This window comes from Streptomyces erythrochromogenes, assembly GCF_040684695.1.
Lineage (GTDB): Bacteria > Actinomycetota > Actinomycetes > Streptomycetales > Streptomycetaceae > Streptomyces > Streptomyces erythrochromogenes_C.
The window spans coordinates 136,438-152,925 of record NZ_JBFBGM010000015.1; the positions used below are offsets into that span (position 1 = coordinate 136,438).

The 16,488-nt window shown below is 69.5% G+C and carries 19 protein-coding genes; 5 read left to right on the forward strand and 14 right to left on the reverse strand.

Translation table 11 applies throughout. The features are described 5' to 3' along the window. Positions 1–55: 55 nt before the first annotated feature. The 3 genes from AB0O53_RS22465 to AB0O53_RS22475 form a co-directional block, all read right to left on the reverse strand. Complete coding sequence (locus AB0O53_RS22465; RefSeq protein WP_365197725.1) at positions 56–1,834, reverse strand: serine/threonine-protein kinase; 1,779 nt, start codon at positions 1,832–1,834, stop codon at positions 56–58. 247 nt (positions 1,835–2,081) lie between these two features. Continuing rightward, complete coding sequence (locus tag AB0O53_RS22470; RefSeq protein ID WP_365197728.1) at positions 2,082–2,492, reverse strand: hypothetical protein; 411 nt, start codon at positions 2,490–2,492, stop codon at positions 2,082–2,084. Between the two features lie 350 nt (positions 2,493–2,842). After that, positions 2,843–3,136 carry a DUF6342 family protein gene (locus AB0O53_RS22475; protein WP_350997718.1) on the reverse strand — a complete coding sequence of 98 codons (294 nt, stop codon included), beginning with the start codon at positions 3,134–3,136 and terminating at the stop codon, positions 2,843–2,845. A 378-nt stretch (positions 3,137–3,514) separates the two neighbouring features. On the opposite strand from AB0O53_RS22475, the gene gad reads away from it, so the two are divergent. Continuing rightward, entirely contained in the window at positions 3,515–4,879 is a 1,365-nt protein-coding gene (gad, locus tag AB0O53_RS22480; RefSeq protein WP_350997715.1) for a glutamate decarboxylase, read from the forward strand. Positions 4,880–4,985: 106 nt separating this feature from the next. Continuing rightward, entirely contained in the window at positions 4,986–5,714 is a 729-nt protein-coding gene (locus tag AB0O53_RS22485) for an SDR family oxidoreductase (protein ID WP_350997712.1), read from the forward strand. A gap of 72 nt (positions 5,715–5,786) precedes the next feature. Here the strand turns inward: AB0O53_RS22485 and AB0O53_RS22490 are convergent, their stop codons facing one another. Continuing rightward, positions 5,787–6,158: a nuclear transport factor 2 family protein gene (locus AB0O53_RS22490; RefSeq protein ID WP_350997709.1), complete on the reverse strand. Its 372-nt coding sequence runs from the start codon at positions 6,156–6,158 to the stop codon at positions 5,787–5,789. 71 nt (positions 6,159–6,229) lie between these two features. Between AB0O53_RS22490 and AB0O53_RS22495 the strand changes: the two genes are divergently transcribed. Further along, positions 6,230–7,105 (forward strand): LysR family transcriptional regulator, encoded by an 876-nt coding sequence (locus AB0O53_RS22495; protein WP_365197733.1) that lies wholly within the window; start codon positions 6,230–6,232, stop codon positions 7,103–7,105. A gap of 92 nt (positions 7,106–7,197) precedes the next feature. Here the strand turns inward: AB0O53_RS22495 and AB0O53_RS22500 are convergent, their stop codons facing one another. Further along, the gene (locus AB0O53_RS22500; RefSeq protein ID WP_350997703.1) at positions 7,198–7,401 is read right to left on the reverse strand and encodes an EF-hand domain-containing protein; all 204 of its coding nucleotides are present in this window, start codon (positions 7,399–7,401) and stop codon (positions 7,198–7,200) included. Between the two features lie 286 nt (positions 7,402–7,687). On the opposite strand from AB0O53_RS22500, the gene AB0O53_RS22505 reads away from it, so the two are divergent. Continuing rightward, positions 7,688–8,365 carry a hypothetical protein gene (locus tag AB0O53_RS22505; protein ID WP_365197736.1) on the forward strand — a complete coding sequence of 226 codons (678 nt, stop codon included), beginning with the start codon at positions 7,688–7,690 and terminating at the stop codon, positions 8,363–8,365. A gap of 160 nt (positions 8,366–8,525) precedes the next feature. Further along, positions 8,526–8,933 carry a hypothetical protein gene (locus tag AB0O53_RS22510; RefSeq protein WP_365197739.1) on the forward strand — a complete coding sequence of 136 codons (408 nt, stop codon included), beginning with the start codon at positions 8,526–8,528 and terminating at the stop codon, positions 8,931–8,933. A gap of 118 nt (positions 8,934–9,051) precedes the next feature. Here the strand turns inward: AB0O53_RS22510 and AB0O53_RS22515 are convergent, their stop codons facing one another. The 9 genes from AB0O53_RS22515 to AB0O53_RS22555 all read right to left on the reverse strand — a co-directional run bounded on the left by AB0O53_RS22515 (position 9,052) and on the right by AB0O53_RS22555 (position 16,333). After that, positions 9,052–9,891, reverse strand: a complete 840-nt coding sequence (locus AB0O53_RS22515) for an alpha/beta fold hydrolase (RefSeq protein ID WP_350997697.1) — start codon at positions 9,889–9,891, stop codon at positions 9,052–9,054. Beyond that, the gene (locus AB0O53_RS22520; protein ID WP_350997694.1) at positions 9,888–10,481 is read right to left on the reverse strand and encodes a TetR/AcrR family transcriptional regulator; all 594 of its coding nucleotides are present in this window, start codon (positions 10,479–10,481) and stop codon (positions 9,888–9,890) included. Before AB0O53_RS22520 ends, AB0O53_RS22515 begins: the two co-directional genes overlap by 4 nt. A gap of 167 nt (positions 10,482–10,648) precedes the next feature. Beyond that, positions 10,649–11,278: a phosphatase PAP2 family protein gene (locus AB0O53_RS22525; RefSeq protein ID WP_365197743.1), complete on the reverse strand. Its 630-nt coding sequence runs from the start codon at positions 11,276–11,278 to the stop codon at positions 10,649–10,651. Positions 11,279–11,444: 166 nt separating this feature from the next. Next, positions 11,445–12,116: a DedA family protein gene (locus AB0O53_RS22530; RefSeq protein ID WP_350997689.1), complete on the reverse strand. Its 672-nt coding sequence runs from the start codon at positions 12,114–12,116 to the stop codon at positions 11,445–11,447. 64 nt (positions 12,117–12,180) lie between these two features. After that, positions 12,181–13,050, reverse strand: a complete 870-nt coding sequence (locus AB0O53_RS22535; protein WP_365197746.1) for an undecaprenyl-diphosphate phosphatase — start codon at positions 13,048–13,050, stop codon at positions 12,181–12,183. 138 nt (positions 13,051–13,188) lie between these two features. Then, positions 13,189–13,581 (reverse strand): hypothetical protein, encoded by a 393-nt coding sequence (locus AB0O53_RS22540; RefSeq protein ID WP_350997684.1) that lies wholly within the window; start codon positions 13,579–13,581, stop codon positions 13,189–13,191. A gap of 306 nt (positions 13,582–13,887) precedes the next feature. Further along, positions 13,888–14,250: a hypothetical protein gene (locus AB0O53_RS22545; RefSeq protein WP_350997681.1), complete on the reverse strand. Its 363-nt coding sequence runs from the start codon at positions 14,248–14,250 to the stop codon at positions 13,888–13,890. Positions 14,251–14,654: 404 nt separating this feature from the next. Next, a complete protein-coding gene (locus AB0O53_RS22550) occupies positions 14,655–15,185 on the reverse strand; it encodes an EF-hand domain-containing protein (RefSeq protein ID WP_365197751.1) in 531 nt (176 codons plus the stop codon). A 212-nt stretch (positions 15,186–15,397) separates the two neighbouring features. Next, the gene (locus tag AB0O53_RS22555; protein ID WP_365197754.1) at positions 15,398–16,333 is read right to left on the reverse strand and encodes a class I SAM-dependent methyltransferase; all 936 of its coding nucleotides are present in this window, start codon (positions 16,331–16,333) and stop codon (positions 15,398–15,400) included. Between the last annotated feature and the right edge of the window lie 155 nt (positions 16,334–16,488).

A 16,488-nucleotide genomic window follows, 5' to 3' on the forward strand; every position in this document is an offset into this window, starting at 1 on the left:
CCGGGGGCGCTCCGCACGCCGCTCAGTCGTCCGTCGGGTCCGTCGGTGGGACGGGTCAGGGCCGGCGCTTCCAGAGGGTGACTTCGGTGAGGTAGGTCGGGACCGTGTACTGCTTGCTGGTCGACGGCTCGACAGTGACGATCTTGACCATGGCCAGGTTGCCCTTGGATGTGACCGTGCACAGCAGATCGCCCTGAACGATGGCGCTGGTCGCGCCCGAAAGGTCCGAACTCGGCAGCCGCTCGGGAATCGGGTTGGTGGCGGCCGCGTCAGCGCACAGCTCGGGGGTGGCTCCCTTGCTCTTCCCGAACGTGGTCGAGCTCTTGACGTCCTCGAAGCCCATCTCCAGCTCCCGCTCCTTCCAGCCGATGTCCCCGAACGGAGCGACCTTGGGAAAGTCCAGGTCGACGGCGTTGACCTTGCCGAACTCCCGGCCCGCCAGCAGCTTGAGCGGCTTGTCCTTGTAGACCTCGGTGTAGGCAGGGCCGTTGGCGGAGGCCTGGGGCGCGGCCGCGGAGCCACCGGACTGCGCCGCGGGTGCGGCGGCGTCCTTCGGCTGGTCTGCCGCCTTCTGCTTGTCGTCACTCGCGCTCGCCTTGCTGCCCTTGCCGTCGTCGCGCGTCGCGTACCAGCCGCCGCCCGCGATCAGCGCCACCGCCAGGACTCCCGCGCCGACGATCAGCGGCGTGTTCCTGCGGCCTGCGGCAACGGGCATGGCAGCCGCCGGACCGGCGGCCGGGGGCGGCGCGTAGGCGGCGCTGGTGGGAGCCTCGTGCAGGGGCGAATGCGGGTGGCTGCCCGTCGCGCTCTGCGTCGGCGCGTACGCCGGGTGGGCCGGTGCTGCGGCCTGGGTGGGGGCGTAGGCCGGCCGGGCCGGCTCGGGGGCGTGGGTCGGCGTGTACGCGGGCCGGGCCGGCGTCTGCGCCAGCTGCTCGCGCCGGGTGATCTCCGCGGCGATCGGTGCGGGCAGCCAGTCCGTGAAGTCGCGCAGCTTCCGTCCCGCCGACTTGCTGCACCACTCGGCGATCTCCGCGGGCAGGGGCCGCTGCGCCGGATCGGCGGCCAGGCAGCGCTCCAGCAGGCTCCGCAGTGCGTCCGGGTAGTGGCTGAGGTCCGGTGCCTGCTGGGGGGTGTTGGCTATCGAGGCGGCGATGGAGATGCCCGAGCCGTCGCCGTACGGGTGGCGGCCGGTGGCCACGACGGCGGCGATCAGACCCAGCGCGAAGATGTCGGTGGCGGGTGTGACGGTCTTGCCGAGCGCGTGCTCGGGTGACATGTACTGCGGGGTTCCGATGAACCCGCCGCTGCGGGTCAGCTGGGTGGTGTCAGTGGCTCGTGCGATGCCGAAGTCGATCACCCAGGGGCCGTTCGAACCGAGCAGGATGTTGCTGGGTTTGAGGTCGCGGTGCACCACCGAGGCAGCGTGTACCGCCTGCAGCGCCTGGGCGGTGCAGCCGATCAACTGGAACACGGCCGCCAGGGGCAGCGGTCCGTGGGTTGCGAGGGCCTCGTCGAGTGGCAGTCCGGGCACGAACGCGGTGGCCAGCCAAGGCTGTTCCCCGCTGGTGTCGTGGTCCAGAACCGGCACGATGTGGTAACCCTGCACACGGCGGGCCGCTTGCACCTCGTGCTCGAACCGTGCCCGGAAGTCCTGCTCCTGGGCGAACTCGCGTCGAATGACCTTCAGCGCGACCGGCTGATTCCCCCGGGTCCGGGTGAGGTAGACGGAGCCCATGCCCCCCTCGCCGATCTTGGCGAGCAACCGGTACCCGGCTATCTCCTGCGAATCGTTCGGCCCCAGCGGGCCCATCAGGGCACGGTCGGCGTTCGACATTGCTTTCCCCTCGTTGATCAACGAGGGAAGATCGTAACGGGCGTTCGCCCCCGTCCGGGCGCCGCGTACTTCCGCGTTGAAGAGCAAGGGCGGGCAGGTCAGAGCGCGGTGTCCGCCCTACGGAGCGCGTCACCGGGCCGGCCGAAAAGCCGGCGCGGCTGACGCAGCGACAGCTGGACCGCTACCTGGCGGCTCGGGACCAGTACCTGCCGGGATCCCGACTCTCGATCGGATGTCCTGCAGGCGGTCACTGGGCCTCGTCGCTGCGTACGTTTCCGCGGTACGTCACAGCGTCGGGGCCGATCCCCAGGGCGGTGAGCAGGGTGTTGATCGCGACGTCGTCGTCCTCGGTGTCCTTGATGACGGACACGATGGTGTCCTTCAAAGAGCTGGTGTTCAGCCGGTAGAGAGCGAAGTGGATTCCTTCGATGTGGACCATCGCCACATCGACCTCGGAGAGCTCTTCCCAGCCGTGCTCGATCGACAGCCGCAAACGGTGCGCCAAGGCCTCCAGCGGAGGCGCAAGGCAGGCGACTTCGCGGAACAGACCTGAGACGTACCACCACATGCTCGTCTGCCACGCAGGGTTCGGGTTCGGGCACGCCGAGACGGGTGCCTCCAGCCAGGTGGCCTCCGGGCCGGGCACATCGAAGTTCAAGATCTTCCACCCCCTTTCGACCGCAGCCTACTCGGGCCGTCCGGCCGCGCCCAACGAGGCCCTGCCACAGCCACAAGCCCATCCGCGCAGGCGGGATTGACGGCTTCATGCCGGCGTTGAGGAAGGGGAGGGCGGCCACGATGACCGACCACACCGTGCGAGATGCCAGGGGGGCGGGGGCGGGAAGAACTGCCGCCCCCGCCCCCCTGGGTCATCGGTCGAGCCTGGACGCCTCGACGCTGTTCATGCCTTCCCGAACCCTCCGACGGCGATGTCGGCCTGCCGTGGAGTCACTGCGGCCGGACCTCCGCTCGGTGCTGCCGGCCGGGGAAAGCGGCTTGCGTCGCCGCCTAGTACGACAGGTCCTTCTGCTCCGTGATGAGGCGACCGGCAATGTGTAAGTTGCCGTCGGAGTCGAGTACCGCGATGACCTTCTTCGTGGAGCCGTGGTGGGTCGTGAAGTAGATCTTGTCCGCCTCCTGCGAGGTGGAGTAGTTCGTGTTCACCGAAAGCTCGATGCTCACCGGAGAGCTGATGAGCACGTCCTTTGAGGTCGGGATGATCTGGCTCTGCCGCAGTTTGATACGGCCGTGGTTGTCGCCCTCGTCCCAGTCCGACGCCACCCCGAGATCGATCTCAGCCATGAGGTTTCCCCTCCAGTTCCGGCGGGCCGTTTCCTCTGGCGGGCTCCGGCCGCGTCGTTCCGTGCTTGAAGCCCGACAAGACGCGCCCACTCCCGAGTGAAAGAACTTCCTCGGTTGGGTGACATAAGGCATCACCCGAACCGGTGAAAATCCTACGCAGCCCGGTCACTCGACGCGGGCAGATGACGAAAATGCTCACTTTGCATTGAAGAGTGACCGTTTTTGGTCAAGTCGGTCAGTATTGCTGGAATGCCGACCGCCCTGACGGGCAGGCGGACTCGTCCGACGCGTCGAACGCGTCCGACAGTGTCCTTAACCGCGCCGCCCGGGCGGTGTGTCCTTCGGCCGCGGCAGGCTTCGGCGATGTTGAATCGGAACATGACCAAGCGTGACGATTCGGCTCTTTTCGGCAACCGGTTCCTGACGGTCCCCGCCCCCTCGGAGACCTTCCCCGAGGAGGGCATGGCCGCGACGGACGCGATGCGGCTCGTGGAGGTGGATCTCGCGATGGAGGGCGACCCCCAGCGCAACCTCGCCACGTTCGTCACCACGTGGATGGAGCCGGAGGCCCAACGGCTGATCGCCGAGAACCTCCACCGCAATTTCATCGACCATGCGGAGTACCCGATCTCCGCGGAGATCGAGCAGCGCTGCGTGCGCATGCTCGCGGATCTCTTCCACGCGCCCGGCCGGACGACCGGGTGCCGGACCCAGGGTTCGTCCGAGGCGATCATGCTCGGCGCGCTGTCGTTGAAGTGGAAGTGGCGCGAGCGGCGCCAGGCAGCCGGTCTCTCGGCCGACCGGCCCAACCTGGTGTTCGGGGGTGACGTCCACGTCGTGTGGGAGAAGTTCTGCCGCTACTTCGACGTCGAGCCGCGGATCGTGCCGCTCGCGGAGGGCAAGTACACGATCGGCCCGGAGGACGTGGAACCTCACCTCGACGAGAACACGATCGGCGTCGTCGCCGTCCTCGGCACCACGTTCACGGGCCACAAGGACGATGTCGTCGGGATCGACAAGCTGCTGCGGGACATCCGCAAGAAGCGCGACCTCGACATTCCGATCCATGTCGACGGCGCCAGCGGCGCGTTCGTCTGGCCCTTCCTCTACCCGGACTCGAAGTGGGACTTCCGGCTCGAACAGGTCCGCTCGATCAACGTCTCGGGGCACAAGTACGGACTGGTCTACCCCGGCATCGGATGGCTGGTCTTCCGCGAAGAGGCCGACCTGGCCAAGGACCTCGTCTTCTACGAGAACTACCTGGGCAAGACCGACGCGACGTTCACGCTGAACTTCTCCACCGGCGCCTCCATGGTGCTCGCCCAGTACTACAACTTCGTACGGCTCGGCCGCCAGGGCTACACCTACGTCATGAAGGTGATGCAGCAGAATGCCCGCGCACTGGCGGACAACCTGCGCGACAGCGGCCGCTTCGAAGTGATCGGGAGCGACCTCGAGCAGCTGCCGCTGGTGGCCTTCCGTCTCGCCGGCAAGCACGCCTACGACGAGTCCGACATCGCCTGGCAGCTCTCTGCCGAGCGGGGCTGGATGGTGCCGGCATACACCCTCCCGCCCAACGCGGAACGGGTGAAGATCCTGCGCGCCCTGGTCAAGGAGACCCTGAGCCGCGAACAGGTCGACCGCCTGACCCAGGACATCGCCGACGCATGCCGCACCCTGGACGAAAAGGGAGCGGCCCACAGCATCGAGCGGACCCAGGTCAAACGCGGCACCGGCTACTGACACTGCGACGGAGCACGCCCCGCGCGGGTGTCCTTGTCACGCGACGGGGCGATCCCGCAGGGATCCTGCCCCCATGTCGGACACATCTCCTGAAGGAAGGCACGTCATGAAGCTCGCGGTCATCGGCGGTACCGGGCTGATCGGATCGCAGGTCGTCACGGATCTGAACGCCGCCGGGCACGAGGCGGTGCCGCATTCGCAGTCCACCGGAGTCGACGTCATCAGCGGCCAGGGACTGGACGAGGCGGTGGCGGGGGCCGATGTCATCGTCAATCTGACGAACTCCCCGACCTTCGACGAAGCCTCGCCCGCCTTCTTCCAGACCTCGATGGAGAACCTTCTGGCCGCGGGCGAGAAGGGTGGCGTCCGTCATTTCGTCATTCTTTCGATCGTCGGCGTGGACCAAGTGCCGGAGCTGGACTACTACCGGGCCAAGGTGCTCCAGGAGAACATCCTCACGGCGGGCCCGATCCCCTACTCGATCGTCCGCGCGACGCAGTTCATGGAATTCGTCGACTCGATCCTGTCCTGGACCACCGACGGCGACACCGTCCGGCTACCGGCCACGCCGATCCAGCCGATCGCTTCCAAGGACGTGGCCCGCGCCGTGGCGGAAGTCGCCGCGGGCACCCCGCTGGGGGGCATTCGCAGCATCGCGGGGCCCGAGGTCTTCTCCCTGGACGAGTTGGGCCGGCTGACGTTGTCCCACAAGTCCGACGGCCGCACCGTCGTCACCGACCCCACCGCCGGCATGTTCGCCGTCGTCAAGGGTGACGTCCTCACCGACAAGGACGCTCACCTCGCCCCCACCCGCTACGCCGACTGGCTCTCCTGAACCTTCTCCAACTGTTCCTGCGGCCCCGCTCCGGAGGCTCCCCACTGCACTACGCCGTCCGGGGCTTGTCGTTCAGTTCTGCGACTCGAATCCCGCCAGGAGGGGCCTCGGGTCGAAGGTCACCCGGATCCGGGTGACCTTCCCGTCCTCCACGTGCATCCAGTTCGCCGTCGGGGCCGGCGGTGCCACGCTGGTGCACAGGTCGAACCAGGTGATCACGTCATCGCCTTCCGCCACCCGCACCTTCACGTCGATCTTCACGAGCACCCGGCGGAGCCCCCTGAGCCCGGCGAGCGCCTCGTCGACCCCCGACGCCCTGCCCAGCGCTCCGACGAAGTCGACGTTTTCGGCCAGTACGCCCCGCAAGGCATCGAAGTCGCCGGCCTCCCAGGCGGTGAAGTAGGTCTCGGCAAGCTCTCGCGCAGTCTTCTTCCTCGTCGTCATGCTCTCCACCCTCCAGCCGACCGATCCATCTGTCCAACAGATGGATCGGATGGAAACTATCCTCACTGGATATGGAGATTCACCAGCTGCGCTACTTCGCCGCGATCGTGGACGAGGGCACCTTCACCGCGGCCGCCCAGCGGCTGCACATCAGCCAGTCCGGCATCAGCACCCAAGTGGCCAAGCTGGAGGCGGAACTGGGCCAGCGGCTCCTCGACCGCTCCAGCCGTCAGATCCGCCTCACGGCCGCCGGTGAGGCTGTCCTCCCCCTCGCGAAGAGCGCCCTCGCCACATGCGAGGCCATCGCGCACACCGCCGCCGAGTTCGCCGAAGCCGTCCGCGGGCGGGTCCGTCTCGGCATGATCATGGGCTGCTCGATCCCGGCCTTCCTCGACGCCGTCGCCGATCTCGGCCGCACCCACCCCGGCATCGAGGTCAGCCTTCACGAGGGCCCGTCCGACGACCTCCAGGCCCGGACCCTGGCCGGCTCACTCGACCTCGCACTCATCGGCTACGCGGGCGCCGTCGCGACCGGTCTGGAGGCGAGCGTCGTCATCGACGAGCCGATCACCGCGGCCGTCCCCGCCGGGCACTCCCTCGACCGGCCGGAACTGCGCCTCGGCGACCTGGGGAGCGAGAAGATCCTCTGCCTCTCCCCCGGCACCGGTATCCGCGCCGCCTACGAGGACTCCTGCCACAGGATCGGCCTCGTCCCACACGTGGACATCGAGGCCAGTTCTCCGGCCACCCTGCTCCGCCTCACCGAGCGCGGCGCGGGCGTCGCGGTCCTCAGCGCTTCCTCCACGCAAGGCGCCGGCCTCCGTACGGTCCCGCTCACCGACGCCGCCACACACGCCCGGCTCGGGATCATCACCCGCCGAGGCCGCCACTCCCCCGCCGTGCAACTCCTGCGGAGCAGGCTCCTGTCCGCCCTCCACACCGGATAGGCCGAAGTCCGGGGCCCGGGCGGGGACCGCCCGAACCGCAGATCCCGGGCAGTCCGTTCTCGTTGTACGCTGCCCGGCTGCCCGGCCCGCTGCTACTTCAGCAGGGTGCGGAACTCCTCGAAGTCGAGGACACCGTCGTGGTTCGCGTCGGCCGCCATGGCCTTCTCGACCTCTTCGGCGAGGCGTTCCTGGGCACCCTCGGCCTTGAACCCCTCCGCCAGTTCGGCGATGCTGATCCGTCCGTCGCCGTCCGTGTCGATCTCGTCGAACAGCGCCTTGAGCTCGGCCTCATTCATGACATACCCCTCTCACGTTCACAGGCCCCGAAGGGCCACATACGCCACCACCCTGCCACACCATCAGCATCACCCCTGACGGCCGGCACTCCCTCGTCCTGCATGCGCTCCAGAGCTGCGACGGCCCGGCCGGCGGTGGTCGGTTCGAGACGAGCGTGCTGCCGCCCCGCCCTTCACCGCTTCCACCCGTTCCGGATCCGTTCCGTCGCTGTTCTACGATCACGGTTCGGCGATCACGCGGGACGCCGTACGAGGACCGGACGGACTGGACGAACTGGGGGACGCAATGGCGATCGACAGGCCTGGCCGGCCGGAAGACCTGCCGGCGGCCGAGGTGTTGTGGGCGCGCTGGGCCCTGGTTGCCGTGCTGGAGGCGACGGCGAAGGCGGAGGGCCAGGCAGACCGCCGGGGCGGCACGTGGATCGACGGCCAAGGTCTGCACCTCGACGACCGCGGCTGCACCTGGTGGACGTTCCAGCAGTTGGAAGAGGGCCGCTACCTCTTGTACGGCCATGACGAGTCCAGTGCCGTGAAGTGGCACGAACCCTCGATCGACATGCTGGCGCAGGCGCCGGACTGGCTGCCGTACGAGCACCTGCGGGAGCTGTTGAAGGGCTGGGAGCTGGGCTGCGTGTACTGGTACGAGAACGGTTCCTGGGCCCGCGCGCCCTACCCGGACGAGCTGGACGACGACGGCCTCGACTGCGGAATGAGCCGTTTCGCCGTGCGCGAGGAAGCACTGCGCGACCTGATCGCCTCGGAACGCGGCCTGCCCCGAGCGCGGGCGGACGCCCTGCTGACCGCAGCCGAGGCGCGCAGGCTCACCACCTCGGAGATCGGGGAGGTGCTGGACGCGGCCGCCTCTGCGGAGGAGTACGTACCGGCGGACCGGGAAGCGATGTTGAGGTCCCTGGAGCTGGCCGCCCTGGGCTGGTCCGCGCGGAACCAACCTGGGAATGCGTGACACACGTCGCCGCCGATCGACAGCAAGGCCCTCGACGTCCGCACCGCCCAACGCCACCCGGACCGCTCGGGTTCCACAGCTCCCGGACGGGGCCGGCCCTCGGGGTGCGGCCAGCCTCGCGTAGGGTCGGCGGATCCACACCGAGCAGGGGGAGTTGGGGATGGGCCACACCTTACGACGGGGCGCCGGCGCGGCACTGACGGCGGTGGCGGCAGCCGCGGTACTGGTGGGCTGCACGGAGGAACCCCGGGAGCGGGTCATGCCCGGCCCGACGGCCACGGCCACGGCAGTTCCCCAGGAGGCCCTGGCCCTGGCCGAGCGCTATCGGGCGGCCGGCGGGGACCCGGACGTGTACGCGATCCAGCTGGAGGACGGACCGGAAGGCGTGCCCCGGGTGGTCCTCCGGACCAGCAACGCGGATCAGGCGGACGCGATCTTCCGTCGGCAGAACACCTCGGTCACCGCCCACCTGACGACGAAGGAGGGGGTGTCCTTCACGAAGGGCTACCTCATCGACGTCTTCGGCCCCGACGGCCGCCTCATCCACCGCATGGACGCCCGCCCCTAGCTCGATCTCCCACCTCTCCAGCGGGGTCGCAGCGCGTCCGATCGTCCGCAGGATCCCGCACATCGGAAACCCGCATCACCACCCCGGCGGACCAGCGGCCGCGACCCGACCGCCGCGCTCATGCGGCGAGCGTTTCCCGAAGGAGTGCGCCGAACTCGGCCGGCCGTGTGGTCAGTCCGGTGTGGCCGCCGGGGAAGTGCAGGAGCCCCGTGCCGAGATGCTCGGCCAGAAGGGCCGCCGGACGGTAGGCCAGCTCCCCGCGCGAGTCCTGCCCGCAGGCGAGTACGAGCCGGCCGGACAGGGCCTCCAGGCGGGCGATGTCCGGGGTGTAGGACATGAAGCTCGGTACGATCCGGCCGACGAAGTACGGCAGGTTGGCCATCGTCTGCTCGGCCCGCGCCGCTGCCTGTGGTGGCAGCTCGGTCACGGGCTTCGGCTCGACGGGGGCGGCGCCGTCCTTCTTCAGTCCCGCGGCGAACACGGCCATGGCCGGCATGAGCCCCTGCGTGCGGAAGGTCTCCTGCACGCGCGCGATCAATGCGCGATGGTCTCCTGCATCGGGCAGCACCTCCACCACCGGTGGCTCGTGCGCCACGAGCCGTTCGACACGTTCCGGGTGCGCGGCCAGCAAGTGCAGGGCGACGATCGCGCCCGAGCTGGTGCCGAACACCCGGGCCGGCTCGCCGGGCGAGAGCAGTTCCAGCATCCGGAAGGCGTCGTCGGCGTGCTCTGCCACGCGCTGCTCGGCCTCGGAGTCGTCCAGCGTGCTCCGGGACATGCCGCGCGGGTCGTAGGTCGCGACGGTGTACTCGGCGGCCAGGTCGTCGGCGATGCCGTCGAAGGAGGCCGCGCCGCCCGATCCTCCGGGGATCAGCAGCAGGAGCGGGCCCCGGCCGCGTACTTCGTAGTGCAGGGTCGCGCCGTTCACGCGCAGGCTGCCGAGGGTGGGGGCGGTCATGCGGAGTCTCCTTCTCGGGACGGGGGCCAGTGCTCCAGGAGGGTGTGGAGGGCGTCGAGCGCGCGGATCCACGACTGCTGCGGTGAACGCTGGTGTGCGAACCCGCCCGCGGCCTCGAGGGCGACGAAGCCGTGGAACGTGCTGCGCAGCAACCGGACCGCGTCGGTCAGGTCGGGCTCGGCCAGTCCGTAGCCGCGGAGCATGCCGTAGGTCAGCTCGACCGCGCGCCGTGGCCCGGCTGCGTTCGCGGCGAGTTCGGGATCGATCCGGATCGGGGCCTGTGTCGCCGCGTAGCGCCCCGGGTGCGCGTGGGCGTACTCCCGCCAGGCGTCGGCGAACGCGACCAGAGCTTCTCTGCCGGCCCGGCCGGAGGTCGCCTCCGCGATGCGGATGGTCTTCTCGTCCGCTGCCAGCAGCGCGATCCGGCCGCGCAGATCCTCCAGATTGCGGACGTGCGCATAGAGGCTTGCGTCCTTCACGCCCAACCGCCGTGCCACCTGCGACATGGTCACCCTGTCCAGCCCGACCTCGTCCGCCAACCCGGCACCCGCGACCGTCACCCGCTCCGCCGTCAGCCCTGCCCGTGCCATGTACCCTCCGCACTAACCTAGGAGTCCTAGTTTTAGACTAGAACCCCTAGGCACTGCAACTCCCGGCAGGCCACGGCCATATGACCTCCGCGTGAGGCCTTCCCGGCCTGGCCACTGGAGGGGCAGGCGGCATCGGGGTGCGGGGCGAAGGCGGCATCGGGGTGCGGTCAGGTACGGCGGGCCTGGTGTGCGCTCTTCCAACCGGCCAGAGAGGCCATGCTCAGGCCGGCCCCGAGGAGAACGCCGGCCACGGTGTCGGAGGGCCAGTGCACGCCCAGGTACACCCGTGTGAAGGCGACCCCTGCCACGGAGACCGCCGCGGCCGCCACGGCCAGGATCCAGACGGCGGTCGGTGGGTTGCCCTGACGGGCCAGCCACAGCAGCACCACGCTGCCGGCGGCCATCGTCATCGCGTGCCCGGAGGGCATGGAGGCGAAGGAGGCCGAGTCCACGGGGTCCTCCCACACCGGCCGCGGACGGCCGATGGCCCACCGCAGCACCGCGCGGAGGGTCCATTCCACGGCGCACGTCCCCGCGACCCACAGGGCCAGCATCCGGTGGCGCTTCGACCACAGCACCACGACGGCGCCGATGATCAGCAGCCGCACCGTCCACGGGTCCCACACCCAGTCCGTCAGGATGCGGTTGGCCCCGGTCCAGGACGGGTGCTCCACTGCGAGCCGGTGCAGCCCTGCGGCGAGGGTCCGGTCGAGGCGGAGCAGCGGGGCGGCCCCGGACGCGGCCGCCGCCATGACGGCCGCGGCACCGGCGATCAGGGCCAGCGCGGGCCGCGCCAACGGCTCCGCCAGCCAGGCGGCGAACCACGACCACGTCCGCGACCACGGCCCCGACCTCGACCCCGATGTCGACGTCGACGCATCACCCCCCTCTCCGCGCTGCGGGCCGGAGCCCGGGGTCGAGGGGCGGGAGCGCGCCCGCTGCGGCACGTCCGGGCCCGGACGGTCAGCCATCCTGGTCCCGGGGCCCCGAGGAGGCGGACACGGGCCGGCCCCGGCGGCTCCTGACCTTCCGGGTGATGAAGAGGCCCAGGCCCAGGACGGCGAGGCCCAGGACGACCTTCGAGAGCACCCCGACGTACTGCTCGACCAGCCCCCACTGGGCGCCCAGGGCGTAGCCGGCCAGGATGAGGCAGGAATTCCAGATGAAACTGCCCAGGGCGGTCAGGGTCAGGAATATGGGGAGGGGCATGCGTTCGAGACCCGCGGGAACGCTGATGAGGCTGCGGAAAATCGGAACCATGCGGCCGAAGAACACGGCTTTGGTGCCGTGTTTGGCGAACCAGCGTTCCGTCTTTTCCAGGTCCGCGGTCTTCACCAGGGGCAGACGCGCCCACAGGGCGTACATCCGTTCCCTGCCGAAGAGACGCCCGACCTGATACAGCGCGAGGGCACCGATCACGGAACCCGCCGTGGTCCAGATCAGTGCGGACGCCAGGCTCAGCGCGCCCTGGCCGACGGCGAAGCCGGTCAGGGGCAGGATGATCTCGCTGGGCAGGGGCGGGAACAGGTTCTCCAGGGCGATGGCGATGCCCGCGCCGGGCCCACCCATGGTCTCCACGAGATTCGTGGCCCAGCCTGCGATCCCACCGGCTGCTCCGCTGGTGTCCGCGCTCATGCTTGTCTCCTCGTCAATGGGGTGTCGGGCCGCCGCGCCCGTGGCGGGCTTTCGATTACGGCGTTCAATGCGATTCGCCTGCGTGCGGTGCGAGAACTCCCGTGCCGACCAGGACGAAAATGGCTATGCCCAGCAGGATTCGGTAGGTCACGAACGGCATGAAGCTCCGCGTGGTGATGAACTTCATGAACCAGGCGATGACGGCGTAGCCGATGACGAACGCCACCAGCGTTGCGAAGAGGGTCGGACCCCAGGCGGTGTGGCCCTCGCCCACGGCCTTCAGCTCGTAGGCCCCCGACGCCAGGACGGCGGGGATCGCCAGGAGGAAGGAGTAGCGGGCAGCCGCTTCCCGCGTGTACCCCATCAGCAGGCCGCCACTGATGGTGGCGCCGGACCGGGACACTCCCGGGATCAGGGCCATCGCCTGGCAGAAGCCGTAGATCAGGCCGTCGCGTACTCCAAGTTCGGTCAGGGTCTTCGGCTCGCGTCCCTTGCGGTGACGGCCCCCGGCGGCGCTGCGGCTGGCGAGGCGGTCGGCGATGCCGAGCACGATGCCCATCACGATCAGGGTCGTGGCGATCAGCCGCAGGTCGCGGAAGGGGCCTTCGATGAAGTCCTTGAGGGTGACCCCGAGCACGCCGATGGGGATGGAGCCCACGATGACCAGCCATCCCATGCGGGCGTCGTGGTCCCGCCGCATCCCCGGGTCGGTCAGGGAGCGGAACCAGGCCGACAGGATCCGTGAGATGTCCTTGCGGAAGTAGATCAGCACGGCGGCCTCGGTGCCGATCTGGGTGATCGCGGTGAAGGCCGCCCCCGGATCGGGCCAGCCCGCGAACGCCGCGGTCAGTCTGAGGTGGGCGCTGGAGGAGATCGGCAGGAACTCCGTCAGCCCCTGCACCACCCCGAGGATGAACGATTCGAACCACGACATGGAGATCTGCGCCGTCCAGAAGACTTGATGTCGATCGACAGTGGAGGTGCCGCCGGCGCCGGGCATCGCCGGGCCGGCGGCTGACTCTGCGCACGGCAGAGGTGTCGGTCGGCCCCCTGGGCCGGATCCGACCGGGGATCAGGGCGAGCAGACCTTGGTCAAGTCCCCGGCAGCGGTCTTGACGGGGGTGATGTCCGGGTTCGCGTTGCCGTCGCGCAGGGCGGTTCCCACGTCGGCGACGGCCTTCTTCAGGTCGGCCGTCGCGGTCGCGAGGTCGGCGTTCTCCGTGGTGTCACCGATCTCGGTCAGGCTCTGGTCGATGTCGGCCAGCGCCTTCTGGGCATCCGCGGGGCTGTTGGACGCTTGGCCGACGGCCTGCTGGAGGTCGTTGACGCTGGCCGTGACCGCCTTCGCCACGCGCACGCAGTCCATCGCCGTGCTGACCGACTGGCAGCCGGTCGTGGCACCGATCCCGAGGACCACCGCGAGGGCGGTCGCGGCGGTCACCGAACGACGCTTGAGACGAGACATTACAAATCCTTTACCTAGGGTGAAAAAGAAGAAATGGCACATGCGCGCACCGCAAAAAGGGGGTGCACGAATAGACGCACTGGGGTGCGCTGGGAACGGGCAGCGAAAAGCGCCGCACCTGTTTTGGATCACGGAGGCCGGAACGTGCCGAGCCCGATAAGGGGCGGCAGGAGCGCACGGGACTACGAAATGGAGAGCCGACCTGCGGAGCTGCGTTCGACGGCCGTCACTGCGCGCAACGGCTCGTCCCGCCACAGCAGCGCGGTGTTCCGGCAGGCCGTACGAGGCCCCGGAGCCCGTCGGCCCTCAGCAGCGACGAACCTGCTCCACGGCCGGGTCGGCATCCAACACGGTGACACCCGGCGGGCAGACCTGAACCCGGTCCGCACGATCGAATGAGGCCAGCACGACCACGGTGCTGGTAGGGGGCGCAGCGGGCTCGGAGTCGTCGGCGTTCGAGCCCCGGTGCCGCAGGACGCGGGTGCTGTCCGCGTCGTCCGTGGGCGCTTCCGGAGTGAGGTCGTGCCACCCGAAGGCGGCGGCCGAGACCGGACCGGCGGGCGCTTCGACGGGCTGGAGCGTCGGGTTCAGGAGCCCGAGGGTGAAGACGGAAACGACCAGGAAAGCGGCAAGGGCAGCGCAGAGCGCGAAGGCATTCTTGCAGCGCATCGCTCACTCCCCCACGCAATTGATCCCGCACGACAAAGGATATCTGTCGACGTTGAGCCACTTCTGGAGAACTGCACTATAACAGTCCTGCCTGAACCGCCCGGCCGCCTCCTCACCGCACCCCGAGGAGACTCGGCGGCCGCGCCGGCCTTGATGGCGGGGAAATAGTTCTGCATCTCCGGTGCAGTGCACCGAATGCTCCGCACAGGGTGCACGGGACGTACGTAGCCCCGGCCGCGGTCCGCATCACGAGCGGTGACCGCTCCCCCCTCTCCGTCCCCTGCCCAACGTGGCAAGGTCGGGCCGGCCACCAGCAGCAGGCCCTTCGGTGGCGCGGACCGACGGGGCGTCGTCGAAGCGTTGCGCACCGCCCCGCGGATCGCGCGGGGCGGTACGTGGACGGGTCAGGCGGGCAGCGGGACCAGGTGGTCACCGGGGATCCCGGACAGGCCGGGGGTGTAGTAGTCACGGATGGCGTCGGCCCAGACGGTCACGGTAATCCGGTCGTCGGCGTCCGGTCCGAAGGCGTCGAACAGCCGGTTGATGTTCGGCACGTCGAAGCCCCACGCGGTCATCAGGGAGAGGAAGCGGGGCCGTTCGATCAGACCGTCCCCGTCCGGGTCGCCGAGCGCGGCCAGCGCGTTCGCGAACCTGTCGGCGGCAGGGCCGAACCGCTCGGGGTCGAGCACCGACGCCTCGAACTCCTGCGGACTGATCACACCGTCGCCGTCGGTGTCCAGCGCCCCCGCCAGCACGTTCCACCAGCCGCGCATGCTGTCGGCCAGCGCCTGCCTGGCCTCCGGACGGGAGTCCGCGGCAGCGGCCAGCACCCGGTCGGCGTTCAGCTCGAAGTCCTTGGCTTCGAGCACTCCGTTGCCGTTGGCATCGAGCAGCTTGAAGATGAGCGCAACCCGCTGGGCGGCTTCGTTTCGCACGGTTTTCTCTCCTCGTAGACCATCGGGGCCAGGACATCCCCGGCCCGACCTCGCCCCGCGGTGTACCGGTACACCGCGGGGCGAGGCGCAATTCTTGACGATCTTCGACCGGCAGACGGCAGAGCCGATGTTTCTTCATACGGGCGGGTGAAATCGTGTGATGAGTGGGTCTGCCCCGGCGCTGGTGGGGGCAGCCGGGCTGCCGGCGGCCCTCAGGGAGCGGTCGGGGTCCGGCCCCAGCAGGTGGCCATGGCGAAGAACGACTCCCTGGTCAGGGGATGCGCCAGATGATCGACCGCCTCATCGAGCACGGCCTCGGGCAGTCCGGCGGCCAGCATCCTGTCCTTGGCCTGTTCCAGCGTCAGCGCCAAGAAGCGGTCGAAACCGGCATCGAGGCCCACGACCGGCAGGTGCGTGTGCAGGCCGACGTCCCGCAGCCCGAGCGAGGTGAACGCCTGGGGGTACTGCGCGGCGCAGTGCCTGTCGCTGCCGATCGTCTCGGCGAGCATGCTCCAGTAGCCGGTGATCGTGCGCCGGTACGCTTCGTGCGGGGACGTCTCGCCGCCGACCGCGAGGGCGTCGGAGACGACCAGCAGCCCGCCGGGCTTGAGCCAGGAGGCCATGCGGCGGAGCACCTCTTCCCGGGCGCGCAGGTGCATCAGCACGAACCGCGCGTGCACGAGGTCGAACCGGCCCGGTTCGAAGCCTGGGTCGGTGATGTCCGCCTCGACGACCCTCACGCCCCTGGCCGAGAGGTGGCCGAGGAACCGGGCGTCGCGGTCGACGGCCGTGACTTGGCCGGCGGAAGCGGTGACGGACGCGAGCCAGCCGCTGAGACTGCCCGTGCCCGCGCCGACGTCCAGGCACGACCAGTGGGTGTCGATGCCCAGCCCGAGCAGGTTCTGCCGGCTGACCGGGTCGAACGCGTCGGCCAGACCGCTCAGCCGGTCGGACTCGTTGCTGTGCGAGGCGGCGAAGAGCTTGTCTCCGTAGCGTTCGGCCTCGTGCGTCGTCGTGGTGATGACAGGTTCTCCTTCGGGAAACTTCCCCCTGGAGACCCCTCCTCTGCGGCAGAAGCCGGAGACTCCGGAAGGGACGTCCGAACAGTCGGATCGCCACGGAGGCAGACAGGACGGAAGGTGTCTCACGAGGGGCGGCATGTGCTGCCCGTCGAAGCCAGAGCCTCCCGGGCGATGACCGGGAGATGTCCGGTCCGCAGCCCGACAAGCCACGGTTGATGGGGCGTGAGGAGCGTACGTACGGGATCCCGGCGAGTCCCGGAATGCGTCACACCGTCACCCGA